Origin of the sequence: Actinomadura sp. NPDC000929, assembly GCF_040492065.1 — a bacterium.
GTDB classification, from domain to species: Bacteria; Actinomycetota; Actinomycetes; order Streptosporangiales; family Streptosporangiaceae; genus Spirillospora; species Spirillospora verrucosospora.
On record NZ_JBEUPA010000043.1, the window covers coordinates 33,323 to 51,531 of the forward strand.

Here is an 18,209-nt window from a genome sequence, read left to right on the forward strand (position 1 = left end):
CCCACGAAGCTCGACCAGCGCTGCCGCACGCTGGCCAGTCCCAGCTCCCAGGTCAGCCGGTCAACCCCGCGCACGGACGGCTCCCTCACCGGAACGGTCCGGCGCGTGGCCGTCCTGACCATCGGCCCATCGACCGGACTCCAGCAGCGCCATGCGCGCGGCGATCCTCTCCGCGCTCGCACCGGCCAGCTCGCCGACGAGACGCCCGTCGGCGAGGAACGCCACCCGCTGGGCGTGTGCCGCGGCCACGGGGTCGTGCGTCACCATGATCACGGCCGTTCCGCTCTGCGCCACGGTGTCACGCAGCAGGCGGAGGACCTCCCGCGACGAACGGATGTCCAGAGCCCCGGTGGGCTCGTCCGCGAACAGCACCCGGGGGCGGGCGACGAGCGCACGCGCGACCGCCACCCGCTGCTGCTGACCGCCCGAAAGCTGTGTCGGCAGGTGGTCGGCGCGGTCGGCGAGTCCCACCCGGTCCAGCGAGCGTGCCACCTGGTCCGGGTCGGGTACACGGCCTGCCAGCCGTACCGGCAGCTCCACATTCTGCTTCGCCGTCAGCGTCGGGATCAGGTTGAACGCCTGGAAGACGAACCCGGTGTGGTCACGCCGCAGCTCGGTCAACGCCCGCCGCGGCAGACGGGACGGATCCTGCCCGGCCAACCACACCTGGCCCTCGTCCACACGGTCCAACCCGGCAGCACAGTGCAGCAACGTCGACTTGCCGGAGCCCGACGGCCCCATGATCGCGGTGAACGTCCCAGGTCCGAAGTCGAGCGACACGCCATCCAGGGCGGCCACCTCGGCCTGACCGCCCCCGTAACGGCGAACCACGTTGTCCAGCCGCACCACTACTGGAAGGGCGTCCACCGGGGCCAGGCCGCCGCGATTCCGGCGTCTTCCTACAAGGCGCACTGCAACTCATTTCTCCCGCGGGGTAGGCGCCACTCATCGAGCTCGACGCGTCGGCGAGCTGGCGAAGCTCATGGGTCGAGTCTTGAGGTCGGTGACACCGCCTCGCCATTGGGGAGCACCCCGAACGATCCCCGATCTTCCCGAGGGTCCTTCTCAGGGTTGTCCCGCAACAGCGGGGAGACACGGCCGGTCACGATGCCTGTGACCGGCTGTTCCGCGGCGCAGGCGTGCCGTCCGTCGGCGGCCCGAGGGCGGTCGAACGAAGGACCCTGGCTCGGGCTGATGGGCGATCTCCGGCACGCCCGCGGAGTTGCCGCCGCAGCCAGCGAGGCCGTAAGTGCCGGGGCTGAAGAGCGCAGAGCGCCCCAGGTGCAGTGGGCCATCGATCCAGCCCGTGAGCCCGGCGACGGAAAGACCGTCGAAGCCGGGCGAGTGCCCGCGTCAGCAGGACAACGCCGCGCACCGCGGATGGGGTGAGCGTCCAGGCGGCCGGGGCCGGGCGTTCAGGAGGGGACGCGTGAGGTCCCGTCGCCCCGGCAGGCGAGCAGGAGCTGAGATGCCCACGATCGAGACATGCGGCAGCCGCTAGAGGAGGCGCGCGGCAAGCCCGTCAGGTGACCGCCGGGGTGCCCGAACCTCCCTCGGCCCCCGCTTAGGCGAAGGGCGGCGGACCGCTTCCGACCAGCGTGATGACGTCGGACCAGGCTTGCGAACCGTTGAGCGTGACCTGCCCCTCGCGGCCGTCGGGCAGCCTCAGCGTCTGGTCGTGAGAGCCGTCGGCATCGAAGTCGGCGATGGTCGCGGTCCCGGACCATTCCCGCTGCTTGGCGCGCAGATCGACGTAGACCTCGATCTCGGTTCCCGCGCTGTCGATCAGGGTGGCGGACCCCCGGTACCGGCTCACGCCGGGGCCTTCTCATCACGGCTGGTGCGGAATGTGTTCATAAGACGAACCCTAGTGCGAGGGTCGGACGTTCCCAGGCCGCCGCTGAAGCGCTCGGGGGATACCCTTCGTTGGACGAGTGGCGTCGCGCCCGGCGGCGCCGAACACGTGCCTGGATCGACCCCGACCCATCCGGCCTGACGAACGGCCCGGTGTCGGCTGCTTCACCGATCAGAAATCCTCCGCCACGTCGTCAGTTCTGGCAGCCCCTCGCCACCCGCGGAAGGATTGACGACCATGACCGACGCCACGCCGCCAGGCGCCGACACGGCCGCGTTCATCGCGGCCGCCCGCTCGGATGACACGGCGCAGTTCGCGCTCATCACGGAGCGCCACCGGCGTGAGCTGCAGGTGCACTGCTACCGGATGCTCGCGAACTACGAGGACGCCCAGGACATGACGCAGGAGACGTTCCTGCGGGCGTGGAACAAGCGGGCGTCGTTCAAGGGCCACGCTTCGCCGCGGACCTGGCTGTACCGGATCGCGACGAACACCTGCCTCGACTTCCTGGAGAAGCGCAACGACCGCACACCCGTGCCCGCCGACCTGCCGGACGCGGGCTCGGAAGTGATCTACCTGCAGCCCTACCCGGACCGGATGCTCCCGGAGGACCCGCAGGAATCGCTGGTGGCGCGGGAGACGATCGAGCTGGCGTTCATCGTCGCCGTCCAGCACCTGCCGCCGCGGCAGCGGGCGGTGTTCATCCTCCGCGACGTCCTCGGCTGGCCGGCGTCGAAGGTCGCGGGCGCCCTCGAACTGACCGTCGCATCGGTGACCAGCGCACTGCAGCGGGCGCGCGTGACGATGCGCGAGCAGCTGCCCGGCCGCCGCCTCGACTGGCGGAGCCCCGCCACGAACGAGCTGTCGCAGGACGAGCGCGGCGTGGTGAAGTCGTACATCGACGCCCATGAGCGCAACGACCTCGACGGGCTGACGGCCCTGCTGCGCGACGACCTGCGCTTCGTGATGCTGCCCGAGCGGGGCACCTTGACCGTCACGGCCAAGGACGCGGTGGACGGCTGGGTCTCCGGCGGGCTCTTCCAGCGCGGCCGCGACGACTGGCGCTGCATCGCCACGACGGTCAACCGCATGCCTGCCGCCGTGCTCTACCTCCGCACCCCCGGCGACCCGGAGTACCGCTTGTTCAACATCGCGGTCCTGCGCATCGTCGACGGGAAGATCGCCGAGCTCACCGGATTCGACGCCACCGACAAACCATGGCTGGACCTGCCCGCGACGCTGTGATCGGACAAGTCCAGCGCACGGTCGGCGGCACCGAAGTCACCGCGGAACACCACCGCCCCGCCAGCGTCGCCGGCGGGGCGTCTTCAAGCCATCGCGGTCAACGACGCCGTCGTCCTCATCTTCCGAGCATTCGGCCCGCGCTCACCGCCTCGTCTCGTACCGGGTCAGCACCACGCCGCCGGGAAAGGTCCGCGTCTCGACCAGGTCCAGGTTCACCCAGCTGTCCAGCGCGGTGAAGAACGGCGCGCCGCCGCCCACCAGGACCGGGTGGGTGACCAGCACGTACTCGTCGACCAGCCCGGCCCGCATCGCCGCGGCGGCGAGTGTGGCGCCGCCGATGTCCATCGGGCCGCCGTCCTCGCCCTTGAGCCGGGTGATCTCGGTGACCGCGTCGCCGGTGACCAGGCGGGCGTTCCAGTCGACCTTCCTGATCGTGGAGGAGAACACCACCTTCGGCATGTCCCGCCAGCGGCGGGCGAACTCGATGTGCGCCGGTGTGGCGCCGGGCTGCTGGTCGGCGGTCGGCCAGCTGGAGCTCATCGTCTCCCACAGTCTGCGCCCGTACAGCGACAGCTCCGTCGCCCCCACCCGGTCGGACCACCACTGGAACAGCTCGTCGCTCGGGGCGCTCCAGCCGATGTCGTCGCCGGGCGCGGCGACGTAGCCGTCCACGCTCAGGTTCATGCCGAAGGTCAGTTTCCGCATCGTGCCAGCCTCCTGTGGGTCGATCGCACAAGTACTGACGGGCGCGGCGCGGAAACCTAATCGGTGCGCGATCTGCGTCCGCAAGCAGTGGATCCAACGGCTGCGCGAGACGTCGGTGACATGACACACCCGCCCCGACTTGCTTAACTATGGACGACCTTGTCGTTACTGTCGTACCCCCAGGGTCGGCGAAGCGGTGACCGGAGGTAGCGATGAGGTCCGGACGGTGGATGCTCGTCGCCTGGCTGACCATCGGAGCGCTCGCCGCGGGGCAGCGCCACTACTACACCCAATTCGACGGCAGCTGCGCCCGAGTCGCCACCATCGGAATCACCCTGGCCACCGGTCCGCTCAACTACATCGGTCTCAACCCCACCGCCAACTGCAAGGTTCCCCAGCCGAGCAAATGACACGTCGGGCTCTACGACCGCCCGCGCCGTGTCCCTGGCCGTGCCAGGCTCTCCACGCCGAGCCTCCGGCGCCCGTCATGCGTCAGATTCCGTAGCAGCAGGCCGCCGACCAGAAGGCCGCCAGGGTCCAGGCGATCAGCACGCCCAAACCTTCCCAGGGGGAGAGCGGCGAGGTCGATGGTCGCCTGGATGGCGAGTCCGGCGTTCATAGGGGAGACCTGCCAGAGCAGGGCGGTGAGCGCCAGGTACACGCGGCGGTCGGCGAGGGCACCTCATGACGCTCTGACGTGCCCCCGGCGGGCTGGGGCGGTATATCGCCCGCGTATCGAAAATCGCATACGTGCTGATAACACGGCGCTGTCTTTACTTGGGACATGGCCTCCAGCGAATTGGGTTCGATCTACAGCGAAGCGACCTCGGTCCGTCGCGCCCAAGAGATGGCCGAGCGGTCTTCCTCGTCCATGCCGACAACAGGCCTCACGGTCTTTGGATGCGGCAAGGACGAAGCCGCCTTTTTCCAGGAGATGGGGGCACGCCTCGGATTGTCGCTTACCCTCACTGAGGCCGCCGTCTGCGAGACCAACGCCGAACTGGCACGTGGCAACCGATGCATCAGCGTGAACCACAAGACTCAGGTCACCGATCCCACGCTTCTGGCGCTCAGCAAAGCCGGTGTGGAATACATCTCCACAAGAAGCATCGGCTGCAACCACATCGACCTGGAGTACGCCGCGCGCGTCGGCATCTCGGTCGGGAATGTCGCCTACTCGCCGGACAGCGTGGCCGACTACACGTTGATGTTGATGCTGATGGCCGTCCGCCACGCGAAATCCACCATCCGCCGCACCGACGCTCATGACTATCGGCTGAGCGACACTCGCGGCAAGGAGTTGCGGGACCTGACCGTCGGGGTGATCGGCACAGGCCGCATCGGCACAGCGGTCATCCACCGCCTGCGAGGTTTCGGCTGCCGCGTGCTGGCCCACAACAACCGATCTCACGCCTCGAACGACCACGTGCCGTTCGACGAACTGATCGAACTGAGCGACATCGTGACGCTCCACACCCCGCTCACCGCGGACACCCACCATCTCCTCGACCGCCGTCGCATCGAGCGGATGAAGCCCGGCGCGTACATCGTCAACACGGGTCGCGGACCGCTGCTCGACACCGATGCGCTCCTCGCCGCGCTGGAGAGCGGCAGGCTGGCCGGCGCGGCACTGGACGTCCTCGAAGGCGAGGAAGGCATCTTCTACGCCGACTTCCGGAACAGGCATTTCGAGAACGAGGCCCTGAAGCGACTGCAGCGCCTGCCGAATGTGCTGATCAGTCCGCACTCCGCCTATGACACCGAGCACGCCCTGAAAGACATCGTCGAGAACACTCTCATCAACTGCCTGAAATTCGAGAGCGGGAGAACAGCATGAGCAGATTGAAGGTCGGAGTCATCTTCGGAGGCGTCAGCGAGGAACATCCCGTCTCCGTCAAGTCGGCGCGCGAGGTGGCGAGGAACCTCGACACCGAGAAGTACGAGCCGCTCTGGATCGGCATCACGGCCGACGGCGATTGGAAACTGTGCGACGGCCCCGCCGCGGACTGGGAGAACGGCCGCGCCCGTCCCGTCACGTTGTCACCCGACCGAAGCGTGCACGGTCTGCTGGTCATGGGACAGGGGGGCTACGAGACGGTGCGCCTCGACCTCGTCTTTCCCGTACTTCACGGCAAGCTCGGCGAAGACGGCGCGATCCAGGGCCTGTTGGAGCTCTCCGGCATCCCCTACGTCGGCTGCGACATCCAGGGCTCGGCCGTGTGCATGGACAAGTCCCTGGCCTACACCGTCGCCAGGAACGCAGGAATCGCCACGCCGAATTTCTGGGTCGTCGCGGAGAACGAGAAGGTCGACTCCGACCGTATCCCTTATCCCGTGTTCGTGAAGCCGGCGCGATCAGGTTCATCGTTCGGCGTCAGCAAAGTCACCGATAAAGACGATCTGCCGAGCGCGCTGAGCGCAGCGCGACAGTACGACTCGAAGGTTCTGATCGAGGAGGCGGTGGCCGGCGGCGAGATCGGCTGCGCGGTCCTCGAAGAACGATTCGGCCTGGTCACCGGCGAGGTGGACCGCGTCGACCTCTCGCACGGATTCTTCAGAATCCACCAGGAGGACTCCCCCGAGACCGGCTCGGAGAACTCGACGTTCATCGTTCCCGCCGACATCTCCGACGACTCGCGCCGGCTCGCACAACAGACCGCCAAGACCATCTACCGCGTCCTGGGCTGCAAGGGGCTCGCCCGCGTCGACATGTTCCTCACCGACGACGGACAGGTGGTGCTCAACGAGGTCAACACCATGCCCGGCATGACCTCCTACAGCCGCTACCCGCGGATGATGGCCGCCGCGGGATTGTCGCTCTCGGACGTGATCGACCGGCTCATATCGATGACACTGCACGGGAAGAAGCGGTGAACGACGACTTCGTCTACGTTGACGACTGGGTGTCGGGAATCCGCTGGGATGCCAAGTACGCCACCTGGGACAACTTCACCGGCAAACCGGTTGACGGATATCTCGCGAATCGAATCGTCGGCACCCGGTCCCTGTGCGCGGCCCTGGAGCAGGCACGCGAGAAGGCGGCCTCCCTTGGCTTCGGGCTGCTTCTCTGGGACGGGTATCGCCCCCAACGCGCCGTCGACTGCTTCCTGCGCTGGTCGGAACAGCCCGAGGATGGCCGGACCAAGTCGCACCACTACCCGAACATCGACCGGGCCGAGATGGTCAAGAAGGGATATGTGGCCGCGAAGTCGGGCCACAGCAGGGGCGGCGCCGTCGATCTGACCCTCTATCACCTTGCCACCGGTGAGCTCGTCCTCATGGGTGGCGGCCATGACCTCATGGACCCGATCTCACGTCATCAAGCCAGCGAAATCACGCCATCCGAGGCCCGAAACCGTGAGCATCTCCGATCCATCATGGAGGACTGCGGATTCGATCGTTACGACTGCGAATGGTGGCACTACACGCTGAGAAACGAGCCCTATCCTGATGTCTACTTCGACTTTCCCATCACGTGATCGGAGCCTCCATTGCATCTCGCAGTGGGGGGCTCTGGACCGCAACGATGAGGTCGTCATGCGGCGCACCGGCCTGTCCGGGCTGGAGGTATTCCTGGGGGGGATCGATCCATCGCGACTGCACGACTGGGCCTCCGACGGATACCGCTCAAGCGAGGAGTATCTGTTCTGGTCCCGTAAGGTCTGCGGTCTGGCGTGTCTGCAGTCGCTGCTCCGCGGCTGGACCGACATCCGGCTGTCGATGGGTGAACTCCTCGCGCAGGCCCTCGACTGGGGCTGCTACGTGGTGGAGCCCTCCGGCAAGGTCCAAGGACTCATCTACCGGCCGTTCATGGCCTGGGTCGATTCACAGTTCGGATTGCACTGCGAACTGGTCGAGCACACGCCCATTCAGGTATCCCACCGAGAGGTGGGGCCCGGGCAGGTCCTGATCGCGTCAGTATCACCCGAGATTCGCGACCCGAACACTCGCGAGCCCCAACGTGGGGGTCACCTTGTGCTGGTCTATGCGGTCGATGACGGTGTAGTGCGCTTCCATAATCCGTCAGGCTATTCCCACAATTCAGACTCCGCATCGCTGCCCATGCAGACGTTCGAACGCTTTCACGCGAGACGCGGAATATTGATCAGGAGGACATCGTGAACCCAGGCGAGCCGCCACCGCGCGTGGTTGTCGCCGGTGGCCATTCGGCAGGGCACATCGAGCCCGCGATGAACTTCGCCGACGCCCTGCGCCGTCTGGAGCCCGCGGCCGAGATCACCGCCCTCGGCACCGTCCGCGGCCTGGACACCACGCTCATTCCCGCCCGTGGCCACCCGCTCGAACTCATCCCGCCGGCGCCGCTGCCGCGCAAACTGAACCGGGCCCTGCTGCAGACGCCGGGCAGGCTGCGCGACTCGGTGCGGGCGGCCGAGGCCGTGCTCGACCGCGTCCGGGCCGAGGTCGTGGTGGGCTTCGGCGGCTACGTGGCCATGCCGGCCTACCTTGCCGCGCACAGGAAGGGCCTGCCGATCGTCGTCCACGAGGCGAACGCCCGGCCCGGAGTGGCCAACCGGCTGGCGGCCCGGATGACGACGCACGTGTTCACCGCCGCGCCGAGTGTCCGGCTGGCTCACGCCACCGCCATCGGTATCCCCCTGCGGCCGGCGATCAGCGGGCTCGACCGGTCCGTGCTGCGCGACGCCGCCCGGCGGCGGTTCGGGCTGCGCCCCGACGGGCCGGTGCTGATGGTCACCGGCGGTTCGCAGGGCGCCAGGTCGATCAACGCCGCGGTGTCCGGTGCGGCTGCGACGTTGCGAGCGGCCGGCGTGCAGGTGCTGCACATCACCGGGGCGCAGCACGCGGTCGAAGCGCCGGACCGCGGCCCCGCCGACCCGCCCTACGTCGTCATGGCCTACGTGGACGAGATGCAGTACGCCTACGCCGCGGCAGACTTCGTGATCTGTCGCTCGGGGGCGATGACGTGCGCCGAACTGGCCGCCGTCGGCCTGCCGGCCGCGTACGTCCCGCTACCGCTGCGCGGCGGTGAGCAGCGGCTGAACGCCGAGCCGGTCATCGCGGCCGGTGGGGCACTGCTCGTCGACGACGCCGACCTCGACGCGGCTTGGATCGAGACCACCCTAATCCCGGTGCTCGACGATCCCGAGCGGATCGCGGCGATGGCGGCCCGCGCGTCGGCTGCCGGCGCACCGGACGCGGACGTCGTCCTGGCCCGGCACGTGCTCACCGCGGTCGCGGAGCGACGCGACCGAACACGCGGATACGGCGCCGGTTCCCGGCACGCCGAGTCTTCGCCGCCGGCCGCGGATGCGTACGACGGAGGGCACCAGCGATGATCGACGGCCGGACGCGCACAGGTCCGGCGAGCGACGCGGCTGCACCGGCCAGGCTGGAATCCGCGCGGGGTGAGCGAGAGCGTTCCGGCGTGTGCTCGTGTGATGCTCTTGGCGATCGCCATACCAAGGCAGACACCTACATGGCCGCTGCGGAGCGACTATTCGTCCTGCGCGGTGCCGCCGCGTGCCGATCCGGTTCGGAACTGCCGAGCCGACAACGGTTCGGTGGACGCCGGGCGCCTCATGCCTCCAGGACCTGCACTCCGGCATCCGCGAGGGCCGCCCCCGTGTCCGGATCGACCGGAGCGTTCGTGATGACCACGTCCAGGTCGGTGGCATCGCAGACCTTCGCCATGCCGGTGCCCGGGAACTTGCCGACGTCGGCGACGAGGACCACCTGCCCGCTGGCCGCGATCATGGCTCGTTTGACCGGCACCTCGACCACCGTCGTGTCCATGACGGTTCCGGTCGGCCGTATCCCGCTGGTGCCGAGGACGAGCCGGTCCGCGTGGATCTGCCGCAGGTTGTCCTCCGTCAGGTAGCCCACCAGCGACCGGTAGTCACGGCGCAGCATGCCGCCGAGAACGACGAGTTGGACGTGCTGGTCGTCGGCCAGCGTCTCGACCACCGGGAGGCTGCTGGTGACGACCGTCAGCGCCCGGCCCCGCAGGTGCCGCGCCACCATGTGCGCGGTCGTGCCGATGTCGAGCAGCACCGTCTCGCCGTCCTGGATCATCTCGGCGCAGCGCAGCGCGACGGCGTCCTTCTCGGCGGGCCGGACCTCGGCGACGTCCGTGAAGGGGTCGTCATGGCCCTCGACCGGCATCGCACCGCCGTGCACCCGTTTGAGCAGGCCCTCCTCGTCGAGCTTCTGCAGATCGCGGCGTATGGTGGCGAGGCTCGCCGCCAAGCGCTCGGCCAGCGTCTCCGCCGTCACCGGCCCTTCGGAGCGAAGGACGCGGAGGATCAGCTCATGGCGTCGGTCCCGGAGCATGCGTCGACCGTACTCGCGCAAGACCGATCACCACCAGACATTCTCGATCACGCTCTTGCGCGTCGGCTCTCGTGGGCGCACGAACCCGACAGACGCTCCCACCTGACCGCCGTCGCGGCGAACCGACCGACACCTCCGGCAATTTCAAGCAAGAACGCTCACATGTGTGAACGATCCTGACGACTCTTGCGTGCCTTGTCCTACCCGGGGCACAATTCAGCGCACTGCCCGCCCAGGGCGGAGGCCATGGGCTGGGACGCCTCGTTGCCATGGAGGGTGCGCGATGACCGGACTGAAGCGACTTACGGGAAAGGGTCTGGTCTCCCTCGTGACGGGCGCCGTGCTGGCGCTCACCGTGGGCACGTCCGCCGCGAGCGCGGACGCGGGCGAGGACAGGAACGCGCGGGCCCGTGCCACCTCGGCCGTCGACGCGATGATGGGGTTCTACGACCAGGCGAGCGGACGCTGGCAGCCCGAGAGCCCCTGGTGGCAGTCGGGCAACGCGCTCCAAGCGCTCCTCGACTACATGGCGCGGACCCGCTCGACCCGATACCTGCCCCAGGTGAAGAACACCATCGAGCTCCAGCGCAAGCCGCTGCCCTGGTGGCCGCAGGGCGACGGCGAGTTCCGCGCGGACTCCACCGACGACACCGGCTGGTGGGCGCTGGCGATGGTCCGCATGTACGACCTCACCCGCGACACCAGGTACCTGAAGATCGCCGAGACCGACGAGGCGTACATGCGCCAGTACTGGGACGACACCTGCGGCGGCGGCATCTGGTGGGACCTGCCCGGGAAGACCTACAAGAACGCCATCAGCAACGAGCTCTACCTCAAACTGGCCGCCTCCCTGCACAACCGGATCCCGGGCGACACCGAGTACCTCGCCCGCGCGCGCCAGACCTGGCGCTGGTTCGCCCGCAGCGGGATGATCAACGGATCCCACCTGGTCAACGACGGCCTGGCGACGCAGAGCGGAAACTGCGGCAACAACGGCGGCACCACCTGGACGTACAACCAGGGCGTGATCCTGGGCGGCCTGACGGAGCTGCACCGCGCCACCGGCGACCCGTCCCTGCTCGCCACCGCCCGGCGGATCGCCGACGCCGTGACCACCGACCCGGGCCTGTCACCGCGCGGAATCCTCACCGAACCCTGCGAGGCCGCCGCCACGTGCAACTCCGACCAGGCGGCGTTCAAGGGCATCTTCGCGCGGAACCTCGCCGAACTCGACCGCGCGCTCCCCGGCCACCCGTACCGGAGCTACCTGACGACCCAGGCCCGCTCCGCCTTCACCTACGGACGGAACAACGCCGACCAGTACGGCCTGCGCTGGACGGGCCCGTTCGACCAGGCCGACATCGCCCGCCAGGAGTCCGCCGTGAGCCTGCTCATCGCCGTCCTGTAACCCCTGAGCGAACGGACTCGCCCCCCACGACGACGCCGCCACATCCGCCACGCCACGTGAAGGCGGCATGGACGCGGTGCCGCCGCACCATGCTTCGACAATTCACGTCAGGTATGACCGACATCGCCGGTTGGGAACTATGTCCAGGCGGGATCACGGCCGGTCAGGCCGACGATGCGGTCCAAGGTGGGTGCGTCCGCCGGCACCGCGACCTCCGGTCCGTACATGCCCATCTCCCGCCCCTGCTCCACGCTGGCGAACACCGTGTCGTGCAGATGCGTCAGCAGGTCGGCGGGCAGTTCCAGCCGCTGCCCGGTCGCGACCGCAAGGTCCCAGGCGTGCATGGCCAGCTCGCCGACGATCATGTCGCCCAGGACGGGCGCGGGCAGCGTCTGCGGTGTGCCCATGCTCGTCTCGCCCTCCCAGGCGCTCGGCGGCGCCCACGACGACGTGATGTCGTCCAGCAGGGCGAGCAGGTGGCCGCGCCAGTCGCCGGCCGCCAGGTCCACCTCGGACTCGGTGCCCGCCGGCTGCGGAACGGACTCCTTGCGGCCGCCGCCGGCGAGCGACGGGCCCCAGAAGAGGAGGTGGTTGACCAGTGCCCGCACGTCGTACTCCGTGCACGGAGTCTTGTTGGCGAGCTGGTCGTCGGTGATGGTGCGGGCGACTGCGGCCATGGCCTCGGCAGCGTTGGACAGATGTGACATGGCAGCGACGCTAGGCGGCCCGGGCCGGAGGGGTATTGGACAAAGGCGACATACACTCTGCTGAGTGGAGCGGGACGTTCGTGAGCTGCGGGGTGCGTGGACCAGGTATCAGCGCCACACGTTTCACAGCCCGTCGCCGGCGCTCGCACCATGGGTGGAGCGGTACTGGGAGGCTCGCTGGGACTACGCCGAGCCCTACCGGCAGAAGATCGTGCCGTACCCGAACGTGCACCTGTCGTTCGGCGGCGGCCGCGCGGACGTCAACGGCGTGTGCAGCGGCTACCAGATCAAGGTTCTCGAGGGCCGCGACCAGGTCTTCGGCGTCGCGTTCCGGCCGGGCTGCTTCCGCCTGTTCCTCGGTGCCTCCGTCTCGACGATCACCGACCGCGTTGTCCCGGCGACCGAGGTGTTCGGCCCGGACCTGCCCACGACGCTCGACGTGCCGACCGTGGAAGCCTTCCTGCTGAGACACCTGCCGGACGACGACCCCCGGGTGCGCCAGGCGGTGGCTTCGGTCGAGCTGATCGCCAAGGACAAGGCCCTGACCAGGGTCGAACGCCTCGCCGGCGAGCTGGGGCTGAGCATGCGGGGGCTGCAACGGCTTTTCGCGGAGTACGTCGGCATCGGCCCCAAGTGGGTGATCCGCCGCTACCGCCTGCACGAGGTGACCGCACGCATGGCCGCTGGCGGGGCGATCGACTGGGCCGCGCTGGCGGCCGACCTCGGCTATGTCGACCAGGGCCACTTCATCCGCGACTTCAAGGGCATGTTCGGCGAGCGACCGACCTGGTACGCGCAGCGGTATTAGTCCGCGTTCCCGCGACACCCACGGCGGCGCGCTCGACGACATCGCGCTGGCAACCGACCCGTCCCCCCTGAACCGGAGGAGAGGTCACGACGGCAGGAGCGCCGGGCGGGTGTCCGCCGGGTGAGTGGACAGCCGCGGCGGCTCGATGTCACAGGCGTGCACCAGCCGGTGTCTTGATGTCGACTGCACCAACCCGTTGGGCCGCGCTCAATGGCACTCTCCGAAAGAGGACCGTGTCGTGGACGCACCGCGTGAGGGCCGCCGGCAGCCAGGGCCGCCGGAGAAGGAGAAGGCTCGAGATGTGGGCGAGCTCGTCGCCGACCCGGAGACCGAGGCGTTCCTCGCCCACCGGAACATGCTGTTCACTGTCGCCTACGAGATGCTCGGATCGGCGGCCGACGCGGAGGACGTCCTGCAGGAGACCTGGCTGCGATGGGTGAAGGCCGACGTGGGGCAGGTGCGCGATCAGCGCGCCTATCTGGTCCAGATCACGACCCGCCAATCGATCAACCGATTGCGCAGCATGAGACGCCGCAGGGAGGCCTACGTCGGTCCCTGGCTGCCCGAACCGCTGCTCACCACACCGGACGTGGCCGAGAACATCGAGCTCGCCGAGAGCGTGTCCATGGCGCTGATGCTCGTGCTGGAGACGCTGTCACCGACCGAACGCGCCGTGTTCGTGCTGCGCGAGGCCTTCGGGCTCGGCTATGGCGAGATCGCGGCCGCCGTCGGGAAAACCTCCGCGGCCGTCCGCCAGATCGCTCACCGCGCCCCATCCGATCACCGGCGCCGAGAAGGTGGCCCGTTTCATCGTTGGCGGCCTGGCCAAGACCGATGCCACTCTCACCGTTGGGCCGACCGTGGTCAACGGCAACCCGGCTCTGATTCTGCGCGTGAACGGCGAGTTCGACGGCGTCTTGGCGGTGCGCGTCGAGGACGCCCGCATCACCGGTCTCTACTACGTCCGCAACCCCGACAAGCTGACCCACGTAGAGACCGAGACCTCACTCGCCCTGCGATGAGCACGGTCGCGGAACAGGCGCGCGCACCTCACTGAGGCACCATCCCTCGGCTGAGGCTGCGCCGATCAGGTGACCGAGCAGGCTCCGGTCATCGACCCCATTGCAGGCGACGGCGATCCGAGGGATCCACCCTGCACGGCGGTCGGGTTCCACATCCCCTTCAGCCGGCGACAGACCGGGCGATGCCGCTTCGACGCTGATGCCGCATGCCCATCTTGAAAGGACTCCATGAGTATGAAACCTTCACGGGTCGCGCTCGCCGACGGCGGCGGGGACGTGCCGGACGCGCGTCAGTTGCGCGTGGTCCTGACAGCCGTCTCGATGGCGCTGATGGCCGTCATCGCGTCGGTGTCCGGGCTGACCGTCGCCCAGACGCAGATGGCCGTCGACTTCGACACCTCGCAGAACACGGTCCTGTGGATCATCAACGTCTACACCCTCACCCTGGCCGCACTGCTGCTCCCGCTCGGCGCGATCGGTGACCGCTTGGGCCGCAGGCCCACGCTGATCGCCGGGCTGGTCGTCTTCGGGGTCGCGAGCATCGCGGCGGGCCTGGCCCCCACCGCCGAAGTCATGATCGCCGCGCGCGTGGCCGGCGGTATCGGCGCAGCGACGATCATGCCCATCACCCTGGCCGTCATCACATCCACCTTCCCCGAGGAGCAGCGCGGGAAGGCGATCGGCGTGTGGACCGGCGTGGCCGGAGGAGGCGGCATCCTGGGCATGTTCCTGTCCGCTCTTCTGGTCGACGTCGCCGACTGGCGCGGATGTTCGTCCTGCCCGTGGCCCTGATCGTCATGGCCCTGGCCATGACGTCGAAGTCGGTTCCCAACTCCCACGAGCGCTCCGCTCACGCTGCTGGTGGTCTTCGGTGTTCAGTCGGGCATCTTCGTGGTCCTCTTCCCGTTCTTCCAGGCCGTGCTCGGCTGGTCGGCGCTGCTGTCCGCGGCGGCGCTGATGCCCATGGCGGTCGCGATGATGACGGCCTCCGGCCTGGCCCCCAGGCTGGCCGCGCGGGTCGGCCCCCGCCTGACCATGAGCTCGGGAATCGCCTTGACCAGCGTCGGTCTGGCCCTCCTGGCCCTGTTCGTCTCCATCGACGGCGGCTACCTGTCGATCCTGCCCGGAATCGTTGTCATGGGCGTCGGCATGGCCCTGTCCATGGTGCCCTCCACCGAGGCCATCACCCGTTCCCTGCCGCAAGGGAAACAAGGCGTCGCCTCCGCCCTCAACGACGTCACCCGAGAATTCGGCACCGCACTCGGCGTCGCCATGCTCGGCGCGCTCCTGACAGCCGGCTACCGCAACGCCATCGACGACCGGCTGGACGGCATTCCGCAGGGCACCGCAGGCACCGCACGCGAGGGCATCGCCAACGCACTCCAGGCATCAAACAGCGCAGGCTCGCAGGCTCAGACCCTGGTAGACGCCGCAAAGCAGTCCTACGTCGACGGATTGCAGCAGTCCATGTGGGCAGGCGTCGCCCTTATGGGCCTGCTGCTCGTGTACATCGTCCTCCGGGGCCCGAAGAACGCCGCCCCCGCATCCGCACCGGACGAGGCGGAGCACACCGAGACCGTCGCCGCCCAGTGACCGTACGAGCGGCCGCTCGTCGTTTATGTCACACCTGCCGGTTTTCTCCCTTGGGATGTCACATCTGCCGATCTCGGAGTGTCGCATGTGTACCAGAACCAGTTCGGGGAGTGAAGCCAATGCAGGGACAAGCCCGCGGCGTGGGACGGTGGTCACGGCATGCACGGACCGATCATTGGTCGTTCTTGTTCGCCCAGCTCGCGATTTACTCGTTCCTGGTACTCATCGTCACGGGCGCGTTCCTGACCGTTTTCTTCGACCCCGACATGACGCAGGTCACCTATAACGGCTCGTACGGGCCGCTACGGGGCATCCCGGTCAGTGAGGCGTACGCGTCGACGTTGGACATCAGCCTCGACGTGCGCGGCGGACTGCTCATGCGGCAGATTCACCACTGGGCCGCGCTGATCTTCGTCGCCGCGATCACCCTGCAGCTGCTGCGGCTGTTCTTCACCGGTGCGTTCCGCCGCCCGCGCGGCCTCAACTGGCTGGTCTGGGTGGCCGTACTGTTGCTGGGCATGGTGACGGCCTGGACCGGCACAATTCTGCCGGACGACATGTTGTCCGGCGGCAGCCTCGGGCTCCTCCAAGGCGTGACCCAAGCGATTCCCCTGGTCGGCACCAGCCTGACGTTCTTGATCTTCGGCGGTGAGTTTCCGGGGGAAAAGATCATCACCCGGCTCTACTGGCTGCACATCCTCGTCCTTCCAGCGGTCCTGGCCGCCCTGTTCGTCCTCCGCCGCAGGCTCGTCCGCGAGCACGGCCACACCCGTTTTCCCGGCGCCTTTTCGGGAGACGCGTCGCGCGGCTCAGCGGTGGCGCTTCTGCTGGCCACCAGCGGGGTTCTCGCGCTCCTCGGAACGTTCGCGCAGATCAACCCGGTCTGGCAGTACGGCCCGTACCGGCCAGGGGACATCACCGCCGGAGCGGTGCCCGGCTGGTACATGGGCTTCCTGGACGGAGCCGTGCGGATCATGCCGGGCTGGGAACCCAGCGTGGCCGGCCACCCGATCACCCTCGCGGTGCTGGTGCCCGCGCTTCTCATGCCGGGGGCGTTCTTCACCGTCCTGGCGGTCTATCCCTGGATAGAACGGCGGCTTACCGGCGATCACGGCATTCACCACGTTCTGGACCGCCCCCGCGACGCGGTGACCCGTACGGCAGTGGGTGCGGCCGGCATCGCCTTCTATGGATTGCTGTGGGCCGCGGCCGCCAACGACCAGATCGCGGACAACTTCCGCCTGTCCTTGTACGACGTCACCTGGTTCTTCCGGTTGGCCGTCTTCGCCGGACCGCCGCTCGCCTACGCCGTCACCCGGTGGATCTGCCTCGGGCTGGCCTACAGGGACCAGAGGGATTCCGAGCACGGCCGCGAGACCGGACGGATCGTGATGAGTTCGGAAGGCGGTTTCAGCGAGATTCACGAAGCCCCACACAGGCCCCGCGAACTGACACATTGACCTCGGCCTCATCGACCACAGGCGGCCGCCCTGACCGCGGCGGGTCGTCCAGGCCGACCAGCAGCACGCCGGGCACTGAGGCGTGACCAGGGGGAAGTGGGGCTCGGATCGGGCCGCCGAGCCCGTCCTGGAGCCGACATGGGGACGAAGTGGGGCGAAGCGGGCGGCGGACCAGCCTGGCGTTCTCGCGTTCGCCCTGGTCAGGGCTGGGTGGGTCGCGTGGGACTCGAACCCACAACCTACGGATTAAAAGTCCGCAGTTCTTGTATCAGAGCAGTGCTCTTAGTGCCGGGGTGCACAGCTCTGTCCACATCCAACTCCATTTCCATACCGTGCCATGTCGCGTGGTGCCGCCCTGGTTCAGAACCGTCGAGCAGGTAGCGAGCCGACCTGGTCGACGGCAACGGCGGTGGGGCGGGTGGGGACCTTGAGGTGAGGCTTGGGCCGGTCTGCTCCCGGGGAGGGAGGAGGGGGCTGGGCGCTGTCGCCGCGCCGTCCGGCTGCGGGCGGTGTCCTCTTCGTCGGCGCGCCGAGGAGTCTGCGGCGGGGTCCGCATTAGGTTCGGGGGTGAGGCGGGCTCCTGGACTCATGGAAGGTGGGGCTCATGGGCGGTAATGCACCAGAGGTGTGGATCTCGGCGGCCGAAGGCGACCTGATCCGTGCTGATGCGATCGTGGTCCTGCGTCTGGACGGGACTGGCCGGTTGACCGTGCAGTTGCGCGACGAGGCGAAGGTCAGCGTGTCCTTGTTGGAGGGGTCGTCGGGCGATGGCCGTCCGCCCGCGGACTTCCACCGCCGGCTGGTCCGGATGATCGCCGAGGTCGCGGACTCCGGGAGCGCGCAGCTGATCAGTGCGCGTCATGTCGACGGCGGTTGGCGCTGGGTCAGCGAACCCTTGTGAGCGGAGGCGCACGCCGACCCCCTGCCGCTGGGACGCAGGGCTTGTGCCCTCATGCGGGGACGCGGAGGGCGAGGAGGGCGACGTCGTCCTCGCCGCTGAGTTCCATGCGCTCCAGGAGTTGGTCGCACAGGTCGGACACGGGGAGCCGGGCCAGGTGGGCGCTGTGGCGGCGAAGGCCGGTGAGGCTGTCGGTCAG

At 68.5% G+C, this 18,209-nt stretch carries 19 protein-coding genes; 14 read left to right on the forward strand and 5 right to left on the reverse strand.

Translation table 11 applies throughout. The features are described from left to right. Window positions 1–60: 60 nt before the first annotated feature. Both ABWI04_RS17805 and ABWI04_RS17810 read right to left on the reverse strand, forming a co-directional pair. Window positions 61–849 (reverse strand): ABC transporter ATP-binding protein, encoded by a 789-nt coding sequence (locus tag ABWI04_RS17805; protein ID WP_345172646.1) that lies wholly within the window; start codon window positions 847–849, stop codon window positions 61–63. Between the two features lie 715 nt (window positions 850–1,564). Next, entirely contained in the window at window positions 1,565–1,816 is a 252-nt protein-coding gene (locus tag ABWI04_RS17810; RefSeq protein ID WP_345172648.1) for a DUF4873 domain-containing protein, read from the reverse strand. Window positions 1,817–2,092: 276 nt separating this feature from the next. On the opposite strand from ABWI04_RS17810, the gene ABWI04_RS17815 reads away from it, so the two are divergent. Continuing rightward, window positions 2,093–3,100, forward strand: coding sequence for an RNA polymerase subunit sigma-70 (locus ABWI04_RS17815; protein WP_353833093.1), 1,008 nt, complete (start codon window positions 2,093–2,095; stop codon window positions 3,098–3,100). 141 nt (window positions 3,101–3,241) lie between these two features. Here the strand turns inward: ABWI04_RS17815 and ABWI04_RS17820 are convergent, their stop codons facing one another. Then, entirely contained in the window at window positions 3,242–3,805 is a 564-nt protein-coding gene (locus ABWI04_RS17820) for a dihydrofolate reductase family protein (protein ID WP_345172653.1), read from the reverse strand. A 212-nt stretch (window positions 3,806–4,017) separates the two neighbouring features. On the opposite strand from ABWI04_RS17820, the gene ABWI04_RS17825 reads away from it, so the two are divergent. The 6 genes from ABWI04_RS17825 to ABWI04_RS17850 all read left to right on the forward strand — a co-directional run bounded on the left by ABWI04_RS17825 (window position 4,018) and on the right by ABWI04_RS17850 (window position 9,120). After that, window positions 4,018–4,215 carry a hypothetical protein gene (locus tag ABWI04_RS17825; RefSeq protein ID WP_345172655.1) on the forward strand — a complete coding sequence of 66 codons (198 nt, stop codon included), beginning with the start codon at window positions 4,018–4,020 and terminating at the stop codon, window positions 4,213–4,215. Between the two features lie 461 nt (window positions 4,216–4,676). Then, window positions 4,677–5,642, forward strand: a complete 966-nt coding sequence (locus ABWI04_RS17830) for a D-isomer specific 2-hydroxyacid dehydrogenase family protein (protein WP_353833102.1) — start codon at window positions 4,677–4,679, stop codon at window positions 5,640–5,642. Continuing rightward, window positions 5,639–6,679, forward strand: coding sequence for a D-alanine--(R)-lactate ligase (vanA, locus tag ABWI04_RS17835; protein ID WP_353833094.1), 1,041 nt, complete (start codon window positions 5,639–5,641; stop codon window positions 6,677–6,679). Before ABWI04_RS17830 ends, vanA begins: the two co-directional genes overlap by 4 nt. Further along, window positions 6,676–7,284 (forward strand): D-Ala-D-Ala dipeptidase VanX, encoded by a 609-nt coding sequence (gene vanX / locus ABWI04_RS17840; protein WP_345172659.1) that lies wholly within the window; start codon window positions 6,676–6,678, stop codon window positions 7,282–7,284. Before vanA ends, vanX begins: the two co-directional genes overlap by 4 nt. 58 nt (window positions 7,285–7,342) lie before the next feature. After that, window positions 7,343–7,927: a peptidase gene (locus tag ABWI04_RS17845; RefSeq protein ID WP_353833095.1), complete on the forward strand. Its 585-nt coding sequence runs from the start codon at window positions 7,343–7,345 to the stop codon at window positions 7,925–7,927. After that, complete coding sequence (locus ABWI04_RS17850) at window positions 7,924–9,120, forward strand: UDP-N-acetylglucosamine--N-acetylmuramyl-(pentapeptide) pyrophosphoryl-undecaprenol N-acetylglucosamine transferase (RefSeq protein WP_502913134.1); 1,197 nt, start codon at window positions 7,924–7,926, stop codon at window positions 9,118–9,120. The genes ABWI04_RS17845 and ABWI04_RS17850 overlap by 4 nt, the downstream gene beginning before the upstream one ends. A gap of 241 nt (window positions 9,121–9,361) precedes the next feature. Here ABWI04_RS17850 and ABWI04_RS17855 read toward each other — a convergent pair whose 3' ends face one another. After that, a complete protein-coding gene (locus tag ABWI04_RS17855; RefSeq protein ID WP_353833096.1) occupies window positions 9,362–10,114 on the reverse strand; it encodes a DeoR/GlpR family DNA-binding transcription regulator in 753 nt (250 codons plus the stop codon). Between the two features lie 283 nt (window positions 10,115–10,397). Between ABWI04_RS17855 and ABWI04_RS17860 the strand changes: the two genes are divergently transcribed. Then, the gene (locus ABWI04_RS17860) at window positions 10,398–11,522 is read left to right on the forward strand and encodes a glycoside hydrolase family 76 protein (RefSeq protein WP_345172667.1); all 1,125 of its coding nucleotides are present in this window, start codon (window positions 10,398–10,400) and stop codon (window positions 11,520–11,522) included. 137 nt (window positions 11,523–11,659) lie between these two features. On the opposite strand, the gene ABWI04_RS17865 is transcribed toward ABWI04_RS17860, so the two are convergent. Continuing rightward, a complete protein-coding gene (locus ABWI04_RS17865) occupies window positions 11,660–12,229 on the reverse strand; it encodes a TIGR03086 family metal-binding protein (RefSeq protein WP_345172669.1) in 570 nt (189 codons plus the stop codon). A 64-nt stretch (window positions 12,230–12,293) separates the two neighbouring features. On the opposite strand from ABWI04_RS17865, the gene ABWI04_RS17870 reads away from it, so the two are divergent. The 6 genes from ABWI04_RS17870 to ABWI04_RS17895 all read left to right on the forward strand — a co-directional run bounded on the left by ABWI04_RS17870 (window position 12,294) and on the right by ABWI04_RS17895 (window position 18,013). Continuing rightward, window positions 12,294–13,037 (forward strand): AraC family transcriptional regulator, encoded by a 744-nt coding sequence (locus ABWI04_RS17870; RefSeq protein WP_345172671.1) that lies wholly within the window; start codon window positions 12,294–12,296, stop codon window positions 13,035–13,037. Window positions 13,038–13,338: 301 nt separating this feature from the next. Continuing rightward, window positions 13,339–14,094 carry a sigma-70 family RNA polymerase sigma factor gene (locus ABWI04_RS17875; protein WP_353833097.1) on the forward strand — a complete coding sequence of 252 codons (756 nt, stop codon included), beginning with the start codon at window positions 13,339–13,341 and terminating at the stop codon, window positions 14,092–14,094. A 199-nt stretch (window positions 14,095–14,293) separates the two neighbouring features. Further along, on the forward strand, window positions 14,294–14,851 hold the full coding sequence (locus ABWI04_RS17880; protein ID WP_353833098.1) for an MFS transporter: 558 nt from the start codon (window positions 14,294–14,296) through the stop codon (window positions 14,849–14,851). Window positions 14,852–14,920: 69 nt separating this feature from the next. Continuing rightward, window positions 14,921–15,652 carry an MFS transporter gene (locus ABWI04_RS17885; RefSeq protein ID WP_353833099.1) on the forward strand — a complete coding sequence of 244 codons (732 nt, stop codon included), beginning with the start codon at window positions 14,921–14,923 and terminating at the stop codon, window positions 15,650–15,652. 119 nt (window positions 15,653–15,771) lie between these two features. Further along, window positions 15,772–17,112 (forward strand): cytochrome bc1 complex cytochrome b subunit, encoded by a 1,341-nt coding sequence (qcrB, locus tag ABWI04_RS17890; protein WP_502913135.1) that lies wholly within the window; start codon window positions 15,772–15,774, stop codon window positions 17,110–17,112. A gap of 604 nt (window positions 17,113–17,716) precedes the next feature. Further along, window positions 17,717–18,013, forward strand: a complete 297-nt coding sequence (locus ABWI04_RS17895; protein ID WP_353833101.1) for a hypothetical protein — start codon at window positions 17,717–17,719, stop codon at window positions 18,011–18,013. Window positions 18,014–18,209 lie beyond the last annotated feature (196 nt).

Excerpts from the sequence above, each read along its gene's own strand:
- ABWI04_RS17815 (WP_353833093.1), top strand. The coding sequence starts at position 2,093 with ATGACCGACGCCACGCCGCCAGGCGCCGACACGGCCGCGTTCATCGCG.
- ABWI04_RS17820 (WP_345172653.1), bottom strand. The coding sequence starts at position 3,805 with ATGCGGAAACTGACCTTCGGCATGAACCTGAGCGTGGACGGCTACGTC.
- ABWI04_RS17825 (WP_345172655.1), top strand. The coding sequence starts at position 4,018 with ATGAGGTCCGGACGGTGGATGCTCGTCGCCTGGCTGACCATCGGAGCG.
- ABWI04_RS17830 (WP_353833102.1), top strand. The coding sequence starts at position 4,677 with ATGCCGACAACAGGCCTCACGGTCTTTGGATGCGGCAAGGACGAAGCC.
- vanA (WP_353833094.1), top strand. The coding sequence starts at position 5,639 with ATGAGCAGATTGAAGGTCGGAGTCATCTTCGGAGGCGTCAGCGAGGAA.
- ABWI04_RS17845 (WP_353833095.1), top strand. The coding sequence starts at position 7,343 with ATGCGGCGCACCGGCCTGTCCGGGCTGGAGGTATTCCTGGGGGGGATC.
- ABWI04_RS17855 (WP_353833096.1), bottom strand. The coding sequence starts at position 10,114 with ATGCTCCGGGACCGACGCCATGAGCTGATCCTCCGCGTCCTTCGCTCC.
- ABWI04_RS17860 (WP_345172667.1), top strand. The coding sequence starts at position 10,398 with ATGACCGGACTGAAGCGACTTACGGGAAAGGGTCTGGTCTCCCTCGTG.
- ABWI04_RS17865 (WP_345172669.1), bottom strand. The coding sequence starts at position 12,229 with ATGTCACATCTGTCCAACGCTGCCGAGGCCATGGCCGCAGTCGCCCGC.
- ABWI04_RS17880 (WP_353833098.1), top strand. The coding sequence starts at position 14,294 with ATGAAACCTTCACGGGTCGCGCTCGCCGACGGCGGCGGGGACGTGCCG.
- qcrB (WP_502913135.1), top strand. The coding sequence starts at position 15,772 with ATGCAGGGACAAGCCCGCGGCGTGGGACGGTGGTCACGGCATGCACGG.
- ABWI04_RS17895 (WP_353833101.1), top strand. The coding sequence starts at position 17,717 with ATGGGCGGTAATGCACCAGAGGTGTGGATCTCGGCGGCCGAAGGCGAC.